16 protein-coding genes are annotated in these 18,186 nt (G+C 63.2%); 13 read left to right on the top strand and 3 right to left on the bottom strand.

Annotation, left to right across the window (positions count from 1 at the left end; all coding sequences use genetic code 11):
• Positions 1-6: 6 nt before the first annotated feature.
• Positions 7-555: a GNAT family N-acetyltransferase gene (locus NCR40_RS05005; protein ID WP_250464381.1), complete on the bottom strand. Its 549-nt coding sequence runs from the start codon at positions 553-555 to the stop codon at positions 7-9.
• A gap of 285 nt (positions 556-840) precedes the next feature.
• On the opposite strand from NCR40_RS05005, the gene NCR40_RS05010 reads away from it, so the two are divergent.
• The 6 genes from NCR40_RS05010 (at position 841) to NCR40_RS05035 (ending at position 6,458) form a co-directional block, all read left to right on the top strand.
• Positions 841-2,424 (top strand): EAL domain-containing protein, encoded by a 1,584-nt coding sequence (locus tag NCR40_RS05010; protein ID WP_244827661.1) that lies wholly within the window; start codon positions 841-843, stop codon positions 2,422-2,424.
• Between the two features lie 60 nt (positions 2,425-2,484).
• Positions 2,485-2,883, top strand: coding sequence for a hypothetical protein (locus NCR40_RS05015; RefSeq protein ID WP_250508878.1), 399 nt, complete (start codon positions 2,485-2,487; stop codon positions 2,881-2,883).
• 244 nt (positions 2,884-3,127) lie between these two features.
• Positions 3,128-3,817, top strand: a complete 690-nt coding sequence (locus NCR40_RS05020) for an ABC transporter permease (RefSeq protein ID WP_244827663.1) — start codon at positions 3,128-3,130, stop codon at positions 3,815-3,817.
• Positions 3,818-3,832: 15 nt separating this feature from the next.
• Complete coding sequence (locus tag NCR40_RS05025) at positions 3,833-4,546, top strand: ABC transporter permease (RefSeq protein WP_244827664.1); 714 nt, start codon at positions 3,833-3,835, stop codon at positions 4,544-4,546.
• Between the two features lie 21 nt (positions 4,547-4,567).
• Positions 4,568-5,395 carry an ABC transporter ATP-binding protein gene (locus NCR40_RS05030; RefSeq protein ID WP_370652102.1) on the top strand — a complete coding sequence of 276 codons (828 nt, stop codon included), beginning with the start codon at positions 4,568-4,570 and terminating at the stop codon, positions 5,393-5,395.
• 79 nt (positions 5,396-5,474) lie between these two features.
• Positions 5,475-6,458 (top strand): GlxA family transcriptional regulator, encoded by a 984-nt coding sequence (locus tag NCR40_RS05035; protein ID WP_250508996.1) that lies wholly within the window; start codon positions 5,475-5,477, stop codon positions 6,456-6,458.
• A gap of 99 nt (positions 6,459-6,557) precedes the next feature.
• Here NCR40_RS05035 and NCR40_RS05040 read toward each other — a convergent pair whose 3' ends face one another.
• Entirely contained in the window at positions 6,558-8,198 is a 1,641-nt protein-coding gene (locus tag NCR40_RS05040) for a cytotoxic necrotizing factor Rho-activating domain-containing protein (protein ID WP_250508879.1), read from the bottom strand.
• 596 nt (positions 8,199-8,794) lie between these two features.
• Between NCR40_RS05040 and NCR40_RS05045 the strand changes: the two genes are divergently transcribed.
• The 7 genes from NCR40_RS05045 to NCR40_RS05075 all read left to right on the top strand — a co-directional run bounded on the left by NCR40_RS05045 (position 8,795) and on the right by NCR40_RS05075 (position 17,240).
• The gene (locus NCR40_RS05045) at positions 8,795-10,024 is read left to right on the top strand and encodes an aspartate aminotransferase family protein (RefSeq protein ID WP_250508880.1); all 1,230 of its coding nucleotides are present in this window, start codon (positions 8,795-8,797) and stop codon (positions 10,022-10,024) included.
• A 12-nt stretch (positions 10,025-10,036) separates the two neighbouring features.
• On the top strand, positions 10,037-11,089 hold the full coding sequence (gene aruF / locus NCR40_RS05050) for an arginine/ornithine succinyltransferase subunit alpha (protein ID WP_250464691.1): 1,053 nt from the start codon (positions 10,037-10,039) through the stop codon (positions 11,087-11,089).
• Complete coding sequence (gene astA / locus NCR40_RS05055; RefSeq protein WP_250508881.1) at positions 11,086-12,120, top strand: arginine N-succinyltransferase; 1,035 nt, start codon at positions 11,086-11,088, stop codon at positions 12,118-12,120. Before aruF ends, astA begins: the two co-directional genes overlap by 4 nt.
• A gap of 11 nt (positions 12,121-12,131) precedes the next feature.
• Positions 12,132-13,604, top strand: a complete 1,473-nt coding sequence (gene astD, locus NCR40_RS05060; protein ID WP_250508882.1) for a succinylglutamate-semialdehyde dehydrogenase — start codon at positions 12,132-12,134, stop codon at positions 13,602-13,604.
• Positions 13,605-13,624: 20 nt separating this feature from the next.
• The gene (astB, locus tag NCR40_RS05065) at positions 13,625-14,965 is read left to right on the top strand and encodes an N-succinylarginine dihydrolase (protein ID WP_250508883.1); all 1,341 of its coding nucleotides are present in this window, start codon (positions 13,625-13,627) and stop codon (positions 14,963-14,965) included.
• The gene (astE, locus tag NCR40_RS05070) at positions 14,949-15,968 is read left to right on the top strand and encodes a succinylglutamate desuccinylase (protein WP_250508884.1); all 1,020 of its coding nucleotides are present in this window, start codon (positions 14,949-14,951) and stop codon (positions 15,966-15,968) included. The genes astB and astE overlap by 17 nt, the downstream gene beginning before the upstream one ends.
• Before the next feature lie 459 nt (positions 15,969-16,427).
• On the top strand, positions 16,428-17,240 hold the full coding sequence (locus NCR40_RS05075) for an ABC transporter substrate-binding protein (RefSeq protein WP_250508997.1): 813 nt from the start codon (positions 16,428-16,430) through the stop codon (positions 17,238-17,240).
• Positions 17,241-17,298: 58 nt separating this feature from the next.
• On the opposite strand, the gene NCR40_RS05080 is transcribed toward NCR40_RS05075, so the two are convergent.
• Positions 17,299-18,159, bottom strand: coding sequence for an efflux RND transporter periplasmic adaptor subunit (locus NCR40_RS05080; protein ID WP_250508885.1), 861 nt, complete (start codon positions 18,157-18,159; stop codon positions 17,299-17,301).
• Positions 18,160-18,186: the final 27 nt, after the last annotated feature.

The raw sequence follows: 18,186 nt of genomic DNA on the forward strand, positions 1-18,186 counted from the left end.
GCGTGCTCAACTCTTCCCGTCGATGACCGGCGCCGACGCATCGAGCGCACGTTGCATCAGCACGGAGTCGACCCATCGGCCATGCTTGAAGCCGACATCGCGCAGCACGCCCACATGTCCGAAGCCGAGCCGCGTATGCAGCGCAATCGACGCCGCGTTGCCGCTGTTGCCAATGACCGCGACCATCTGACGCCAGGGCCCGGCCTCGCATCGGTCGATCAGCGCGCTGAGAAGCGTGTAGCCGAGACCGCGGCCATGAAAGCCCTCGGCGATATAGATGGAGTCTTCGATCGTATGCCGATACGCCGAGCGCGCCCGATACGCCGACGCATAGGCATATCCGGCCACTTCGCCATCGATCTCGGCGACTAGATAAGGCAAGCCTGCAGCCACGATGGCCGCCTGACGCGAACGCATTTCATCGGGCGATGGCGGGACTTCCTCGAAGGTGGCGAGCGCATGGTCGACGTAATGCGCATAGATGCGCGCGATGGCGTCGAAATCGCCGGATGCGGCGTCGCGAATGATCGGCGCGGTGGCGCTCTGTGCGTTCATCGTCGTTTCTGGAGCAAAAGTGATAGGCGGATTCTCGCACGACCGGCCGAGGCAAAAAAAGGGCCTGCGGGCCGTGCGCCAACCCACCAAGCCGGCGACTTATAGGTTAAAGAAAGCGTTGAACCGGGCGGGCGCTGCCCCCTACACTTAGTCGTCTGTCCGGGACGGCGGACGGCGCCGCCCTGCGCGCGCCCCGCCGAGTCGAGCATCCGAACGAAAAACGCGCTCAAAGCGCGTGCGGCGTAAGACCAGTATCACCCAACGCGCCGCGGACCATAACATGCAATGAACAAATTCCAACGTGGGGCGCTGGCGGCGCTTCTGATCGTCATCGTGGTGACTGCGGCGCTCGCACCGGCGGGCATCGGCTTTTTATTGGCGGAGCGCAGCCGCCGGCAGGAGCGGGTCGAATTGCTGAACACCGCCGCCGCCGCCGCGCTGTTTCGGGCGGAAGACGTGACGCGCCGCCTGTCGGGCGCGCTCGGCGAAATCGGCAAGGTGAGCGCCACGCCATGCTCGACGATCTATCTCCACGAACTCAGGCGCATCGCGCTGACACATACCCAAGTGCGCGATGCGGGCGCCTACGATCACGACGGCCGCTGGCAATGCTCGTCGCTTCTGGGCGCGGTGTCGGCGGGCACGCTCGAAGGGCTCACGCTGCCGGCTCCAGACTGGCGTTCGCGCGACGGCGTGAGCGCCTGGTATGCGCTCTCGCGTTTGCCGGGCGGCAAGGAGTCGCTCGTCATGGGCCGCGACGGTTTCTACGTCGCCGCCGATCCTTCGCTCTATCTCGATGGTCGCGACAACGCGAGCGCGCCCGCGAGTCTCGCGGTCATCAACACCGAAGCGAGCCGCGTGATCGCGCGCACGCCCGCCACCGATACCGCCGCCATCCTCGCCGTTTATCGCACACCATCGCCCGGGCCTGACTGCGCGTCGTGGGTCGTGCGCCGGTCCGTGTCGCTGCCGCTCGCGGTGGTCGTGAGCGCGCCGCATCAGACCTTCAGGCAGCGTGTCTCCACCTTGCCGTGGGGATGGCTGCTCGGCGGCATGGGCGCGGGTCTCGCGTGCGCGGCCTGGGCCGCATGGTTCATCGTGAGAAGGCTCTCGCCGCGCGGTCAGTTGAGCGACGCGGTGCGGCGGCATCAGTTCATCGTCGCGTATCAGCCTATCGTCGATCTCACCACGCGGCGTTGCGTCGGCGCGGAAGCACTCGTGCGCTGGAAGCATCATGACCGGATCGTGCGGCCGGATCACTTCATTCCGCTCGCGGAGCATGGCGGGCTGATCCAGGCCATCACCGATCAGGTGCTCGACACCGTGCTCTTCGAACTCGGCGAGTTTCTCAAACGCTATCGCGATTACTACGTGTCCGTGAATCTGTCCGTGCCGGATCTCACGACGCACCGTTTTCTCGACGTGCTGCGCCCGGCGGTGGCGCGGGTCGGCGTGCGGCCGCAGCAGATTCGCATCGAAGCGACCGAGCGCAGTTTCCTCGATGCCGCCGCCGCGAAGGAAGTCATCAGCGCGTTCCGCGATGCGGGGCACGCGGTCTATCTCGACGACTTCGGCACCGGCTATTCGAGCCTGTCGCATTTGCAGAACTTTCGCGTGGATGGCCTGAAGATCGACAAATCGTTCGTCGATACCATCGGTCAGGACGCGGCATCGAGCAGCGTGGCCTCGCATATCGTCGACATGGCCGAGACGCTCGACGTGCAGGTGATCGCCGAGGGCATCGAGCGCGAGGAACAGGCGGCGTATCTGCAAGCGCGGGGCGCGAAGTTCGGTCAAGGCTGGCTCTTCTCGCCGCCGCTCTCGGCTGCCGAGTTCATCCGCTACGCAAGCAGGACGCGCGGCCACTGAGCGGGTTGGAATCGCCGGTATCGTCCTTATCTGGTGGGCTGACCTCAAGGAGCCACGACCATGAACGACCAGACAGCAAGCGCTTTTCTTCGCGATGTCCGTCATCCGCTGCTCACGCTTCATCGCAGCGTGCTCGCGCACATGCGCGCGCGCCACGAGGCCGAGTTCGGCGCGGTGTCGCCCGGCGAGTTCCTGCAGATCGTGATCAACGGTTCGGCTTATAAATGGCTCTCGCCCTTGTCGGCCGTGATCGCCGCCATCGACGACGTCCTCGACGACCGTGAAGCCACGCCCGAGGCGCGCATCGAGCACGCGAAAGCGGTGGCCGCGATGTTCCGCTCCGAAACTCGCGACGCCGCCTTCGCCGAACGTTTCCTGCCGCTGCTGCAGGAAAGCGCCGATATCGCGGTGGCCAACGGCCAGGTCGCGCAACTCGTGCGCGCGCTGCCAGCGGATTGAACGCGACGCGGCCACGATAGGTCATCGTCCGGACGCCGACGCGTGTATCGAAAATGCGACCTGAAAGCGCGATTTTTCAACGTCGTGCGTGCGCGGGTTCCGATCCGCGCTCGCGTACGCAGCGGCGTCTCGACTGCCTCCACACACGGATGCTGCATCGCAATACAAGCCAGCTTGCGCTTTGAGCGATTATTTTTAGCTTGCGAGGATCGCCGCCAATCGAAGAACGAATTGGAGGCGCTCCTTGTCTTTACACGGTTTCGGTCCGCTCCTCTGGGCGGGCGCCAGGGAAACGCTCGCGCTCGCGGTGCTGTCGCTTCTCGTGGCGGTGCTGCTCGGACTTGCGGGCGCGACGGCCAAGTTGTCGCGGCATGGGGCGCTGCGCGCTATCGCCACCGCCTACACGACACTCATCCGCTCCGTTCCCGATCTCGTCCTCATGCTGCTCTTGTTCTACAGCATTCAGATCGCGATCAATCGCGTCACCGATGCCTTCGGCTGGGACCAGTTCGACATGGACCCCTTCACGGCCGGCGTGCTGACGCTCGGGTTCATCTACGGCGCGTACTTCACCGAGACCTTTCGCGGCGCGTTCCTCGCCGTGCCGCGCGGCCAGCTCGAAGCGGGTAGCGCCTACGGCATGAGCGGCATGCGCGTGTTCGGCCGCATTCTTTTTCCGCAGATGATGCGCTTTGCGTTACCGGGCATCGGCAACAACTGGCAGGTGCTGGTGAAGGCGACGGCGCTCGTGTCGATCATCGGGCTCGCGGATGTCGTCAAGGCGGCGCAGGATGCGGGCAAGAGCACCTTCGACATGTTCTTCTTCATCCTCGTCGCGGCGCTCATCTATCTCGCGATCACGAGCGCTTCGAATCTGGTGCTGATGGCGCTGGAACGCCGCTATTCCATTGGCGTGCGGCACGCCGAACTTTGACCACTCACGCTCGCCATGATCCAGATCCTTGCCGAATACTGGCGCCCGTTCCTGTACTCCGACGGCATGCGCGCGTCGGGTCTCGTCGTCACGTTGTGGCTGCTGGCGGCATCGATCGCGACGGGCTTTTGCGCCGCCGTGCCGCTCGCCTGCGCGCGCGTGTCGAAGCGCCGCTGGCTCTCGACGCCCGTGCGTCTCTACACCTACGTGTTTCGCGGCACGCCGCTCTACGTGCAGTTGCTGCTGCTCTACACGGGCATGTACAGCCTCGAATTCGTGCGCTCGCAGTCGCTTCTCGAAGCGTTCTTCAAAAGCGGCTTCAATTGCGCGATCCTCGCCTTCGCGCTCAATACCTGCGCCTACACGACCGAGATCTTCGCGGGCGCGATTCGCGCGATTCCGCACGGCGAAGTGGAAGCGGCGCGCGCCTACGGCATGAGCGGCTTCACGATGTATCGCCGCGTAATCTTGCCATCCGCGCTGCGCCGCGCCTTGCCTTTGTACAGCAACGAGGTGATCCTGATGCTGCATGCCACGACGGTCGCGTTCACCGCCACCGTGCCCGACATCCTGAAGGTCGCGCGAGACGCCAACTCCGCCACGTATCAGTCGTTCGAATCGTTCGGCATTGCGGCGCTGTTGTATCTCGCGATTTCGTTCGCGCTCGTGGCCGCGTTCCGGCGCGCGGAGCGGCGCTGGCTCGGCTATTTGAGACCGGCGAGCCGTTGACGAGCGGTAAAATCCGAAGCCATGCATCACGACAAGCCATCATCCGAGGAGAAAGCGTTGGAGCCTACCGCCAAAGACGTCGCGACCAAGCTCGTCGCCAGTGACATTCACAAGCGCTACGGCGACAACGAAGTGCTGAAGGGCGTGTCGCTCTCGGCGCGCGCGGGCGATGTCATCAGCATCATCGGCGCGAGCGGTTCGGGCAAGAGCACGTTCCTGCGCTGCATCAACTTTCTGGAGAAGCCCAACGCGGGGCAGATCGTCGTCGACGGCGAACCCGTGCGCACGAAGGCGGACAAGGCCGGCAATCTCGATGTCGCCGATCACAAGCAGTTGCAGCGCGTGCGCACCAAACTCGCGATGGTGTTTCAGCACTTCAATTTGTGGTCGCACATGACCGCCATCGAAAACGTGATGGAAGCGCCCATCCACGTACTCGGATTGTCGAAGAAGGAAGCCGAGGACCGCGCGCGTACGTATCTGGAGAAAGTGGGTTTGCCGCCGCGCGTGGAGAAGCAGTATCCGTCGCATTTGTCGGGCGGCATGCAGCAGCGCGTGGCGATTGCGCGCGCGCTTGCCATGCATCCCGATGTCATGCTCTTCGACGAACCTACGTCCGCGCTCGATCCCGAACTCGTCGGCGAAGTGCTGAAGGTCATGCAGAAGCTCGCGGAGGAAGGCCGCACGATGATCGTCGTCACGCACGAGATGGGCTTCGCGCGCAACGTGTCGAATCACGTGATGTTTCTGCATCAGGGACGCACCGAGGAAGAGGGCGCACCCGCCGATGTGCTGAGCGCGCCGAAAAGCGACCGCCTGCGTCAATTCCTGTCCGGCAGTCTCAAGTAAGGTGGGGCTGTCGCCGCCGGGTTCCGCGGTCTCGTCCGGGCCGTTGCAGGTCGTGATCGTGGCGCTGCCGCCGGTATCCATGAGCGGCATCGCGCCGATCATCGACAGTCTTCTGCTCGCCAACGAGATCGACGGGCACAGGCTTTACGAATGGCGTATCTGTTCGTGGGACGGCCGGCCGGTGTCGCTCTCGGGCGGCGCGCACATGCCTGCCGATTGCGCCTTCAACGACGCGGTGCAGTGCGACTGGCTCATCGTGATCTCGGAGCGCTACCAGCAGTTCGCCGACTACCGCCTCTTTCTGGCAAGCCTCGCGCGCGTGGCGCCCCGCACGCCGCTCGTTTCCGGCATCCATCACGGTGTCTGGTGGCTCGCCATGGCGGGACAACTCGCGCAGTATCGCGTCGCGGTGAACTGGGAAACGTATCAGCAATTCACCGAGCAGTTCGAGCGCGCCATCGTCTCGCAGCAGATCTTCGAGATCGACCGGAATCGCGCGACCTGCGCGGGCGGGCAAGCGAGCATCGACTTCATGCTGGCGATGATCGCGCGCGATCACGGCCAGGATCTTGCCGAACGCATCGCCGATTCGCTTGGCGTCGGCGTGTTGCGCGCGGGCACGGAGCGGCAGCGCATTCCGTTCGTGACCGCGCCGGGCGAGCGTCATCCGCGTCTGAACGACGCCTTGCAGCTCATGGAAGCGAATATCGAAGACCCGCTCGCCACCGATGAAATCGCGAACCTCATCGGCATTTCGCGGCGGCAGCTCGAACGGCTGTTCCGCCAATACCTGGGCGCGATGCCATCGAAGTACTACCTCAATCTGCGGCTCACCAAGGCGCGCACGCAATTGCAGCGCACGAGCAAGTCGGTCGTGCAGATCAGTCTCGCATGCGGCTTTTCATCGGCGGCGCATTTTTCGAATGCTTATCGCGACCGTTTCGGCGTGACGCCGCGCGAGGAGCGCCGCAACTGGATCGAGAAGCAGCGCGGCGGCGTGGTCGACGAACCGCGCGGCGGCGCGCTCATCGAACCGCCCGATGACAGCGGCCAGCGCAATTGACGAGGTGCCTCGCGGCGCACGCCATCGACCGACACGGAGCCTGTCCGCCGGTCAATTGACGCATCGAGCGAATCACGAAGTTTTGCACCGCCGCTTTTTTTACAAAGTCGCCGCCGGCAAGGTATAGACGCTCGTTTTTCTCATTTGCATCGTGTACTTGGTCGTCATTCCGTCCGGCCCCGACTTGGGATCGCTCAACGTTCCTTTTTCCGCCAGGACGCGGACCGAGACGGTGCCGTTCATGTCCTTGGAGATGACCGCTTCTCCAGTGCCTACCACGCTCTTCGAGTTGTCGGGTTCGAAGTAGTCGAACATCGACATTCGTTCAGCGGAGTTGCCAGTACTCGGATTCGTCAGGCTTCCCGATTTGCCGTTATAAACGATCACCGAGAATGGATACTTATTGCCGACGTTCATCAGGTCTTGACCGCCGGGCGAGGCAGAAGCAACGACCGGGCTATCTGGGCGCATTGCGTTGTGCGCTCGGACGATTTCAGCGGCGCCGTCCGCAGAGGTCGTCCATCCTGGTCCTGCGCGATTGGTGCCGGCGTGGTATGCATAAAAGTTCCGTCCGTCCGATGCTATCACCACGGAACATCCGGACAGGGTGCCTGCAGTCACGAGGACGGTTCCCCCGCGCGGAATCTTCGAGTACGGCACCGCGATCGCACCGACTCCCTCCCGGCCATTGTCGATACTGATGATCTGATCGGTGTTCTTGAGCGAAACGCCTTTCTTGTCCCAATAAGTGCCGGTGAACATCTTCATTTTGCTGTCGTACGAGGTCGCATCCTTTGTCTCGCCTACGTTCAGCACGTCGCGACGTTGATCGTATCGCGCTTCGGTGGCGTCCATCGGCGCGGCCATGTCGGAGACGTCTCTGTCGTGCCGATAGTATTCGAACCGGACGCGTAACGAATTCATTCGTTGCTGTTCGGCCGCCTGATCGGTGGGTGCACGTAATTTGAGCGGGCCTTTTCCGGCCAATTTCTCGACATCGCGCTGGCCGAGCTGGCGGGCAGGCGGCCGTGTCGTGCTGCCGCCCCCGGCTGTCGAAACGCCGGAGGTACCGGGTTGTTCCGGGCGCATGCGCGGTGGTTTGGTCGGCCCCAACAGGTACCCGATGCGCCCGTCCTGGAGATGTACAGGCCGCTTGACGAACGGCGTCGAAGGTGTTGCAGGCGGCGTCTCGTTTCGTGCGCTTTGCACGGCTCCCAAGTCCGGCCGCACGTTCAACTCGTCGAGCAACTCGTGCGCTAATGCTCTCGTAAGTGGCTTTCCTTCTAAGACTTGATTCAAGCCGCCAGTCAACATACCGGCAACTTTCATGGCCCAGCCAGCAGGCGTCAATGCCATGAACTGGTCCGCCACGCCGGTATACCGTTCTATGGTCGATGCCTCTTCGGGAGTAAGCGCTTCTCCTCTTGCCAGCTTCTTACCGAGATCCTGCGAGCTTTTTACGAAGGACGTGAGGGGATTTTTGAGAGCCTCGGACGTCATTTCGAGAACTTCGGCTTGCGTATAGTCCGTCCGGATAATCGGCCCGCCTACATAGCTGATCTGCACTTCGTCTTGAGTATGGGTGGACGGTGTGTCCAGCATGCTCTTGAGCGCGGGATCGATACGCGCGAGATATTCCGTCGCGACAGCGAACCGCCTTAGAGCGACGATTTCGTCCGCCGTTAGCTCCTGATGAGCCTGCAATTTGCCTTCAATCGCGAGAACGTTATTTCCCAGCATGCCGAATCGATTGGTGATTGTCTGCGCGACCAAGTCGGGGCGAAGCGTGATCCAGCTTCCTCCCTTCGCGGAGACAGAATATCCGTTTGGCGTATAGCGCGTGAATACGTTCTGCCCCTGAAAGGTGGGTGGCGTTGCTGGCGGCGTTTGCGGGCCTCCCGTCGTGCCTGCGCTCCCAGGCGGAGTATTTTCGCTTCCCACGGGGGGCGGCGGGGCCGCCAGCGCTCTCGTACCGGCCGGTATTAGCGATTCCGGCGGCAAGCCGCTCGTATCTCGCGTCAGCTCATCATTCGATACGCCGTACATATACCCAGTTTGCGAATTTACCTGCATACGGACCTCCTCAACGAGTTGTGGTCAATCCTTTTGTTACAGATCGAGCGTACGAGATGAGGTACGGCGGGGGTAATACGCGATCAATGCGCCGGATAAATCGCGCAATCCTGCGATAGGGAAGCATGCTCCAAGGCATTGCGCTGCGGTCTTGCACGCGCCGTTCCGCGAAAAGCCCTCGAAGCATGTCGCGAACGCGCAAGACGGATGGCGCGCGATTGCCTAATATCGGAGGCATTGCAATGGCAGACGAGGAGCACAGCATGAGCGAGATCAAGGTAAGCCGCGATACGTTCGACGAAGTCATGGTGCCGGTGTTTTCGCCGGCGAGTTTCGTGCCGGAAAAAGGCCGCGGCTCTCGCGTGTGGGATACCGAAGGAAAAGACTACATCGACTTCGCGGGCGGCATAGCGGTCACGGCGCTCGGTCATGCGCATCCCGAACTGCTCAAGGTCTTGCACGAGCAGGGCGAGAAGCTCTGGCATATCGGCAACGGCTACACCAACGCGCCGGTGTTGCGCCTCGCGAAACGCCTCACGGACCTCACTTTCGCGGATCGCGCGTTCTTCGCCAACTCGGGCGCCGAAGCCAACGAAGCCGCGCTCAAGCTCGCGCGCCGTTATGCCATCGACACATTCGGTCCGGAGAAGATCGGCATCGTCTCGTTCACGCAATCGTTTCATGGCCGCACTTTCTTCACGGTGAGCGTGGGCGGCCAGCCGAAATACGCGGAAGGCTTCGGGCCGCAGCCGCAAGGCATTCGGCATCTGCCGTATAACGATCTCGCGAAGGCCGTCGAAGCCATCGGTCCGGACACGTGCGCGGTGATCGTCGAGCCGGTGCAAGGCGAAGGCGGCGTGCTGCCCGCCGATCCCGCGTTCCTCGAGGGTCTGCGCCGAGCCTGCGACAAGCACGGCGCACTCCTGATTTTCGATGAAGTGCAGACGGGCGTCGGCCGCACGGGCACGTTCTACGCATACATGCAGTATGGCGTGACGCCCGACATTCTCACGAGCGCGAAGGCGCTGGGCAACGGTTTTCCCATCGGCGTGATGCTGACCACCGAAGCGATCGCAAGCCATTTCTCGGTCGGCGTGCACGGCACGACGTATGGCGGCAATCCGCTTGGCGCATCGATTGCGGAAAAGGTCGTCGAACTGATCAGCGATCCAACGGTGCTCGCAGGCGTGGAAGCGCGCAGCCGCGCGATCAAGGCGCATCTGCAGCGGATTGGCGAGCGCTTTAACATGTTCAGGGAGATTCGCGGTCGCGGTCTTCTGATCGGCGCGGAACTCAACGACGCTTACAAGGACCGCGCGAAGGACGTGCTCAATGCGGCAGCGGCGAATGGCGTGATCATGCTGATCGCCGGCCCCAACGTGCTGCGTTTCGCGCCGTCGCTCATCATGCCGATGGCCGATCTCGACGAAGGCTTCGCGCGTATCGAGCAGGCAATCGGCCAGCTCGTGAACGCGTCCGCCGTCACTCGCTAACAGGACCCGATGATGCTATTCGTTCGTCCCGCAAGACTCTCCGATCTCGACGAGCTCGAACGGATGGCGCGTGCGGCGCAACCCGTGCTGCATTCGCTGCCGCGCGACCGCCGCGCGCTCGAAACGCGCGTTGCGCTCTCGGAAGATTCGTTTCGCGCCGAGGTGGATTTGCCCGGCGAGGAGTTCTATCTCTTCGTGATGCAGGATTCAGCGACGGGCAAGCTGCTCGGGACGTCGAGCATCGTCGCGTCGGCAGGGTACTCGGAGCCGTTCTACGCGTTTCGTAACGACGCGCTGATCCACGCATCGCGCGAACTCAAGGTGAATCGCAAGATTCACGCGCTCACGATGTCGCACGAACTCACGGGCAAGAGCCGTCTCACGGGCTTTTATATCGATCCGTCGCTGCGCACGCCCGAAGGCGAAGCGGCGGCGCATTTGCTGTCGCGTTCGCGCATGTTGTATATCGCCGCGAACCGCAAGCGCTTTTCGAGCGAAGTCTTCTCGCTGATGCTCGGCGTCAGCGACGACACCGGCGCGTCGCCGTTCTGGGAAGCAGTGGGACGCAAGTTCTTCAGCCGCGACTTCGAGCAGGTGGAACTCGAATCGGGTGGACGCAGCCGCACGTTCATTGCCGAAGTCATGCCGAGTTATCCCATCTATGTACCGCTCTTGCCAGGCGAAGCGCAGCGCGTCCTCGGCGAGCCGAACGAAAGCACGCTCCTTGCATACGACATCCATCTGGAAGAGGGCTTCGAGCCCGACCGTTTCGTCGATATCTTCGACGCTGGCCCGGTGTTGACGATAGCCGTGGACAAGAGCGCATCGGCGAGTTCGGGCGAATTGCGCACGGTGCGCGATGGCGCGCTTGCCGGTTCACGCGCCGCGCCGTATCTCGTGGCCGCGGGCGGCGCGCACGAATTTCGCGCGATCGTCGCACCATTGGCGGGCACGCGGTCCGACGGCGCGGCCTTGAGCGCCGACGCGCGCGCGGCGCTCGGCGTGCAGGAGAAAGAGACGGTGCGTGCCGTGCCCTTGCATCAGGCTTCGGGAGAATTGCAATGATCGTCGTGCGCTCTGTGCGGCCGCGAGATGTCGACGCACTCGTCGCGCTTGCCCTCGAAACGGGGCCGGGCCTGACCACCTTCAAGCCGGATCGCGAGGCGCTCGCCGCGCGCGTCGAACGCGCGCGCCGCACGCTTGCGGATGCCGCCGAGGCTTTCGAGGCAGGCTATCTCTTCGTGATGGAAGACACCGCGACGGGCGATATCGCGGGCGTTTGCGGCATCGAAACGGAAGTCGGACTGGAGCAGCCGTTCTACAACTATCGCGTGGCAACGGTCGTGCATGCGAGCAAGGATCTGGGCGTATGGACGCGTATGTCGCTGCTCAACATCTCGCACGACCTCACCGGTTACGCGGAAGTGTGCTCGCTGTTTTTGAGCCCGCGTTATCGCACGGCGGGTGTCGGCGGTTTGCTGTCGCGCTCGCGCTTCATGTTCATCGCGCAATTCACTTCGCGGTTTCCGCAGCGTCTGTGCGCCGAGTTGCGCGGTCATTTCGATGACAACGGCGAGTCGCCATTCTGGAACGCGGTCGGCTCGCATTTTTATCAGATCGATTTCAACGAAGCGGACTATCTCAGCTCGCATGGCAAGAAGTCGTTCGTGGCGGAACTGATGCCGCGTTATCCCGTGTACCTCGACTTGTTGCCCGATGCCGCGCGCGATGCGGTCGGCATCACGCATCGCGATACCGCGCCCGCGCGCAAGATGCTCGAAGCCGAAGGGCTGCGCTACGAGAATCACGTCGATATCTTCGATGCCGGTCCCGTGCTCGAATGTCACGTCGCGGATTTGCGCACGGTGCGTGAAAGCGTGCTGGCCGAAGTGAGGATCGGCGTGCGCGATGCCGCCATCGAAAGCGATGCGCGCAGTCTCGTGTCGAACACGCTGCTCGAAGGGTTTCGCTGCGGCGCGACCGTTGGCGCGGTCGATGACGGCGAGTTCCTGCTGACTCAGGAAGAAGCCGATGCCCTGCGCGTAACCGCAGGCGATGCCGTGCGCGTGCTCACGTCTTATCCGCGCGCCAAGTAAAGAGAAACGACATGACTATCCAGAATCAGTTGTATATAGGCGGCGAGTGGCTCGAAGGCAAGGGTGCGGCGTTCGCCTCGCGCAACCCGGCGACGGACTCGGTCGTCTGGCAAGGCAACAGTGCTTCGGCCGACGATGTCGAGCGCGCGGTTTCATCGGCGCGGCGCGCGTTTGCGTCCTGGTCGGCGGTGAGTTTCGATGAACGCGTCGCCATTGCGCGCCGCTTCGCCGCGTCGTTGAACGAGAACAAGGAAGCGCTCGCCGACGCCATCGGCCGCGAGACCGGCAAGCCGTTGTGGGAAGCGCGCACCGAGGTGGCTGCGATGGCCGCCAAGGTCGATATCTCCGTGCAGGCCTATCACGAGCGCACCGGCGAGAAGCGCGCACCCATGGCCGATGGCGTCGCCGTGTTGCGGCATCGGCCGCATGGCGTCGTCGCCGTGTTCGGGCCGTACAACTTTCCGGGGCATCTGCCCAATGGTCATATCGTGCCGGCGCTCATCGCGGGCAACGCGGTCGTGTTCAAGCCTTCGGAACTCGCGCCGGGCGTGGCTGCAGCGACGGTCGCTTTGTGGAGCGAAGCAGGCTTGCCCGCCGGCGTGTTGAATCTCGTGCAGGGCGAGAAGGACACAGGCGTGGCGCTGGCGAATCATCGGCAAATCGACGGGCTTTTCTTCACCGGCAGTTCGGATACGGGCACGCTGTTGCATCGCCAGTTCGGTGGGCGGCCGGAGATCGTGCTCGCGCTGGAAATGGGCGGCAACAATCCGCTCGTCGTCGCGCATACGGACGACGTGGACGCCGCCGTGCATCACACCATTCAATCGGCGTTCTTGTCGGCGGGACAGCGTTGCACGTGCGCGCGCCGTCTCTTCGTTCCCGACGATGCCTTTGGCGAGCGCTTCATGCAGCGCTTCGCCGAAGTGAGTGCGAACATTCGCGTTGGCGCTTACAACGAAGATCCGCAGCCGTTCATGGGCGCGGTGATCTCGGCGCGCGCGGCGACGCGGCTCCTCAAGGCGCAGGCGCATCTGATCGAAGCGGGCGCGGCGCCCGTGCTCGAGATGAAGCAGCGCGCGGCGCATCTGGGCTTTGTCACGCCGGCTATCCTGGATGTGACCCACGCGGCCGACGTTCCCGACGAAGAGCATTTCGGGCCGCTCGTGCAGGTCACGCGCTACCGGACTTTCGACGAGGCCATCGAACGCGCGAACGATACGGCCTACGGTCTCTCGGCGGGCTTGCTCGCCGACGACGAAGCCGCGTGGACGCACTTTCAGCGCACCATTCGCGCGGGCATCGTCAACTGGAACCGGCCGACCAACGGCGCTTCGTCGGCGGCGCCGTTCGGCGGCATCGGGCGCTCGGGCAATCAGCGGCCGAGCGCGTACTATGCGGCGGATTACTGTTCGTACCCGATGGCATCGGTGGAAAGCGCGCAACTGCAGATGCCCGCGAGCGTGTCGCCGGGACTCACGTTCTAAAGAACCGCGAAGGATCAAGGATGTCTTCATTCGAAGCAAACTTCGACGGGCTGGTCGGCCCGACGCACAACTACGCGGGGCTGTCGTTCGGCAACGTCGCGTCGCGCAGCAACGAGAAGTCGGTGGCGAACCCGAAGGCCGCCGCGAAGCAGGGCTTGCGCAAGATGAAGCGGCTGGCGGATCTCGGCTTTAAGCAAGGCGTCTTGCCGCCGCTCGAACGGCCTTCCGTGCGTCTTCTGCGCGATGTCGGCTTTTCCGGCGACGATGCCACGGTCATCGCGCGCACCGCTCGCGAAGCGCCCGAACTGCTGGCGGCGGCCAGTTCCGCATCGGCGATGTGGACCGCCAACGCCGCGACCGTCAGTCCTTCCGCCGACACCGCCGATGGCCGCGTCCACTTCACGCCCGCGAATCTCGCCGCGAAGCTACATCGCGCGATCGAGCATGGCGAAACGCGCCGTTCGCTCGCCTCGATCTTCGTCGACGAAGCGCGCTTTCGCATTCATCACGCGCTGCCCGGCACGCCCGCGCTCGGCGACGAAGGCGCGGCGAATCACACGCGTTTTGCGCGCGAGTATGGGGAGAAGGGCGTCGAGTTCTTTGTCTACGGACGCAGCGAATATGCGCAGGGACCGCAGCCGCAACGCTATCCCGCGCGGCAGACGCTGGAGGCGAGCCGGGCCGTCGCGCGTCTGCATGAACTCGATGAGTCGGCGACCGTTTTCGCGCAGCAATCGCCCGATGTGATCGATGCCGGCGTGTTCCACAACGATGTCATCGCGGTCGGCAATCGCACGACGCTGTTTTGCCATCAGCGCGCGTTCGTCGATCAACACAGCGTGTACGACGAACTGAGCGCGAAGCTCGCGGCGCGTGGCGCGGTCTTCACGGCGCTCGAAGTGCCGGAGAGCGAAGTGAGCGTCGCGGATGCGGTCTCGTCGTATCTTTTCAACAGTCAGTTGCTGTCGAACGTTCAGGGCAAGCAAGTGCTCGTCGTGCCGCAGGAATGCCGCGAGAACGAGCGCGTGGCCGCGTATCTGGATTCGCTGGGCGAGCGATCCACGCCGATCGACGAAGTGCTCGTCTTCGATCTGCGCGAGAGCATGAAAAACGGCGGCGGCCCGGCGTGTCTGCGCTTGCGCGTCGAGCTGAACGACGTGGAGCACGCGGCCGTCAATCGCGATGTCTGGATGAACGACGCGCTCTTCACCCGCCTCGATGCGTGGATCGACACACATTATCGCGATCGCCTCGCGCCCGCCGATCTCGCCGATCCGCAATTGCTCGATCAGTCGCGCACCGCGCTCGATGAATTGACGGCCATTCTCTCGCTCGGATCGATCTATGACTTCCAGCGCTGATGCCTTGCTGCTGAACGATTTTTTGCGCTTCACGCTGTCGGGCGCGCAGCCGTCGCAAACCTTCGGCGTCGCGCCTTCGGGCGTGCGCTGGACCTGGCAGGACGATGGCGTGCTGCTGCTCGAACCCGCGGCGAACGAGGCATCGCAAAGCGTGATTGCATCGGCGGGCATTCATGGCGATGAAACCGCGCCCATCGAAATGCTGTCGCGGCTCGTTGCCGATATCGCGAGCGGCGCGGCGCCACTTGCCGCGCGCATGCTGGTGATTCTCGGCAACATCGAGGCGATGCGCGCGGGTGAGCGGTATATCGACGACGATCTGAACCGGCTTTTTAGCGGCCGCCATGCGAAGTTCACGCAGAGCCGGGAAGCGCCGCGCGCGGCGTCGCTCGAAGCGAGTGCGTTGGCGTTCTTCGAGGGCGTCACGCATGCGCGATGGCATATCGACATGCACACGGCGATACGCGCCTCGGTATTCGAGCAGTTCGCCTTGCTGCCGCACACCGGCGCACCGCTCGCACGCGCGATGTTCGACTGGCTGCGCGATGCGCGCTTGCAGGCGGTGCTTTTGCATCGCGAGAAGAACAATACGTTTTCATACTTCACGGCGCAGGCTTGCAACGCGCTTGCCTGCACGCTGGAGCTCGGCAAGGTGCGTCCTTTCGGCGCGAACGATCTCACGCGTTTCGCGGCATCGGATGCGGCGTTGCGTCGTCTGATAGGCGGTGAGCGGCCGGACGCGGATGCGCCGTTGCGCGTATTTTCCGTGGTCGCGCAGATCGACAAGCAAAGCGATGCGTTCGTGCTGAACGTAGCTGGCGACGTGCCGAATTTCACGGCGTTTCCAGCGGGCACCGAGCTCGCGCATGATGGGGATTACCGGTATCGCGTATCGCACGATGAAGAGCGGATCGTGTTTCCCAATGCTCGGGTCAAGGCGGGATTGCGCGCGGGGCTGATGGTCGTCGATACGACCGAGGCTACGCTGGCTGCGCTCGATTGAGCGCTGGCGTTTGCGGTGGCGCTTGCACGTTTGTTCGAGCGTCGAGTCGTGCTTGTGGCCGGCACATCAGTCGCGATTATTGGGCGGCACATTGCCGACATTTCTATCGAGGTGGGTGGCACGCCTTCGCGATCTGTCGCGTGTTTGCACTTGTGCGTGGGCTTGCCCGTGCATTTGCGTTTGGGCTCTAGCTTGAACTTGCCGCATGCACTTGACCGCGCACCCGACCGTCCATTTGTACTTGCATGAACGCGACCACCACTTGCAACTTCCCCGTCCACGTTATCTCCACAGTCTGTTGCCGCGACCGCGCTACAATCGCGGCCCTGTGTTTGATGCGGCGCAGCGATCATCGCCGAGACGTTTGAGCATGGCTTTCCGTGCAGCGATGCTTCGGACGCTGGCGGCATGCGGCATCTAACAGAGACGAACGAATCGAACTGGAAGGAGATGGACTTGATTAAACTGCAATGGCTCAATCGCAGGTTTGCCGCGCTCGCGCTCGTGAGCGTTTCCGCGGCGGCAGGCATGGCAACGCTCGACGCGCATGCCGCCGACAGCATGAAGGAACTGCGCTTCGGCGTGGAGGCGTCTTACGCGCCGTTCGAATCCAAGACGCCGTCGGGTGAACTGACGGGCTTCGATATCGACATCGGCAACGCGGTGTGCGCGAAGCTGAAGACGAAATGCGTGTGGGTCGAAAATTCGTTCGACGGCCTGATTCCGGCCTTGCAGGCGCGCAAGTTCGACGCCATCAACTCCGACATGACGATCACGGACAAGCGGCGCGTCGCGATCGACTTCACCGATCCCATTTATACGATTCCCAACCAGCTCGTCGCGAAGAAGGGCAGCACGATCCTGCCGAGCGTCGATGGTCTGAAGGGCAAGCGCGTGGGCGTGCTGCAAGGCTCGATTCAGGAGACATACGCGAAGGCGAAGTGGGCGCCGGCGGGGATAGATGTCGAGTCGTATCAGGCGCAGGATCAGATCTACGCGGATCTCGCGACGGGCCGTCTGGATGCCGCGTTCCAAGATGCCGAGGCGGCATCGAAGGGCTTTTTGAAGCAGCCGCAAGGCGCGGGTTTCGCGTTCGCGGGACCGGCTGTGTCGGATGACAAGCTGCTCGGATCAGGCGTCGGCTTCGGCGTGCGCAAGAACGATAAGGCGCTGAAGGATGCGCTCAATCGCGCGCTGAAGGAGTTGAAGGACGATGGGAGCATCGACCGGTTCGCGGCCAAGTATTTCGATGTGAAAGTGGTTTTGAAGTAAGGCTTGGTCTTGCTTGAGAAAGCCCGTTTCTGGCGAAAGCGGAACGGGCTTTCGTACCTCACATCGCCCCAATCACCACCGTACAAGTCGTCCCCGCCGCGAGCAGCACGCCTTCCGGCACATCATCGATCTTCACGCGCACCGGCACGCGTTGCGCAAGCCGCACCCAGTTGAACGTCGGGTTCACATCCGCGAGCAACTCACGGCTTTGCGGATTGTCGCGATCGTAAATGCCGCGCGAAATGCTCTCGACGTGACCCGTGAGCTCGCCGCCGCTCATCAAACGAATGTGCGCCTTGTCGCCGATCTTCACATGCGGCAGCTTGGTCTCTTCGAAATAGCCATAGACCCAGAACGAATGACTATCGACGATGGCGAGCTTCGCCGTGCCCGCCGTCGCGTAGTCGCCGCGATACACGTTCAGATTCGTCACGTAGCCATCCACCGGGGAAAACACCTTGGTGCGTTCCAGATTGAGCTTCGCGGCATCCAGCGCGGCGTTCGCCTGCTGCAACTGCGCCTCGGCAGTCGATGCCGTCTGCATGGAGTTCTCGCGTGCTTCCTTCGAGACGACCAGCGCGTCCATGTCCGCGCGACGCGCCGCATCGGCACGGCGCATGCGCAACTCGGCCGCGCGCGCCGCGACGTTCGCCTGCGCCTGCTCGACGGCGATCTGGTAATGCGACGGGTCGATCTCCAGCAGCAAGTCGCCTTTCATCACGAACTGATTGTCGTGCAACGGCATCTGCACGACCGCGCCCGACACGTCCGGCGCCACGTTGACCACATCGGCGCGCACCCGTCCATCGCGCGTCCACGGATCGTTCATGTAATGCACCCACAGCATGCGGCCGATGACGAGCGCCGCGGCGAAGATGGCTATCGTCATGACGAAGCCGACGAGTTTTCTGATCAGCATGATGCAACTCTCTTGAATATGTTGTTG

This window comes from Caballeronia sp. GACF4, from assembly GCF_023631025.1.
GTDB lineage: Bacteria > Pseudomonadota > Gammaproteobacteria > Burkholderiales > Burkholderiaceae > Caballeronia.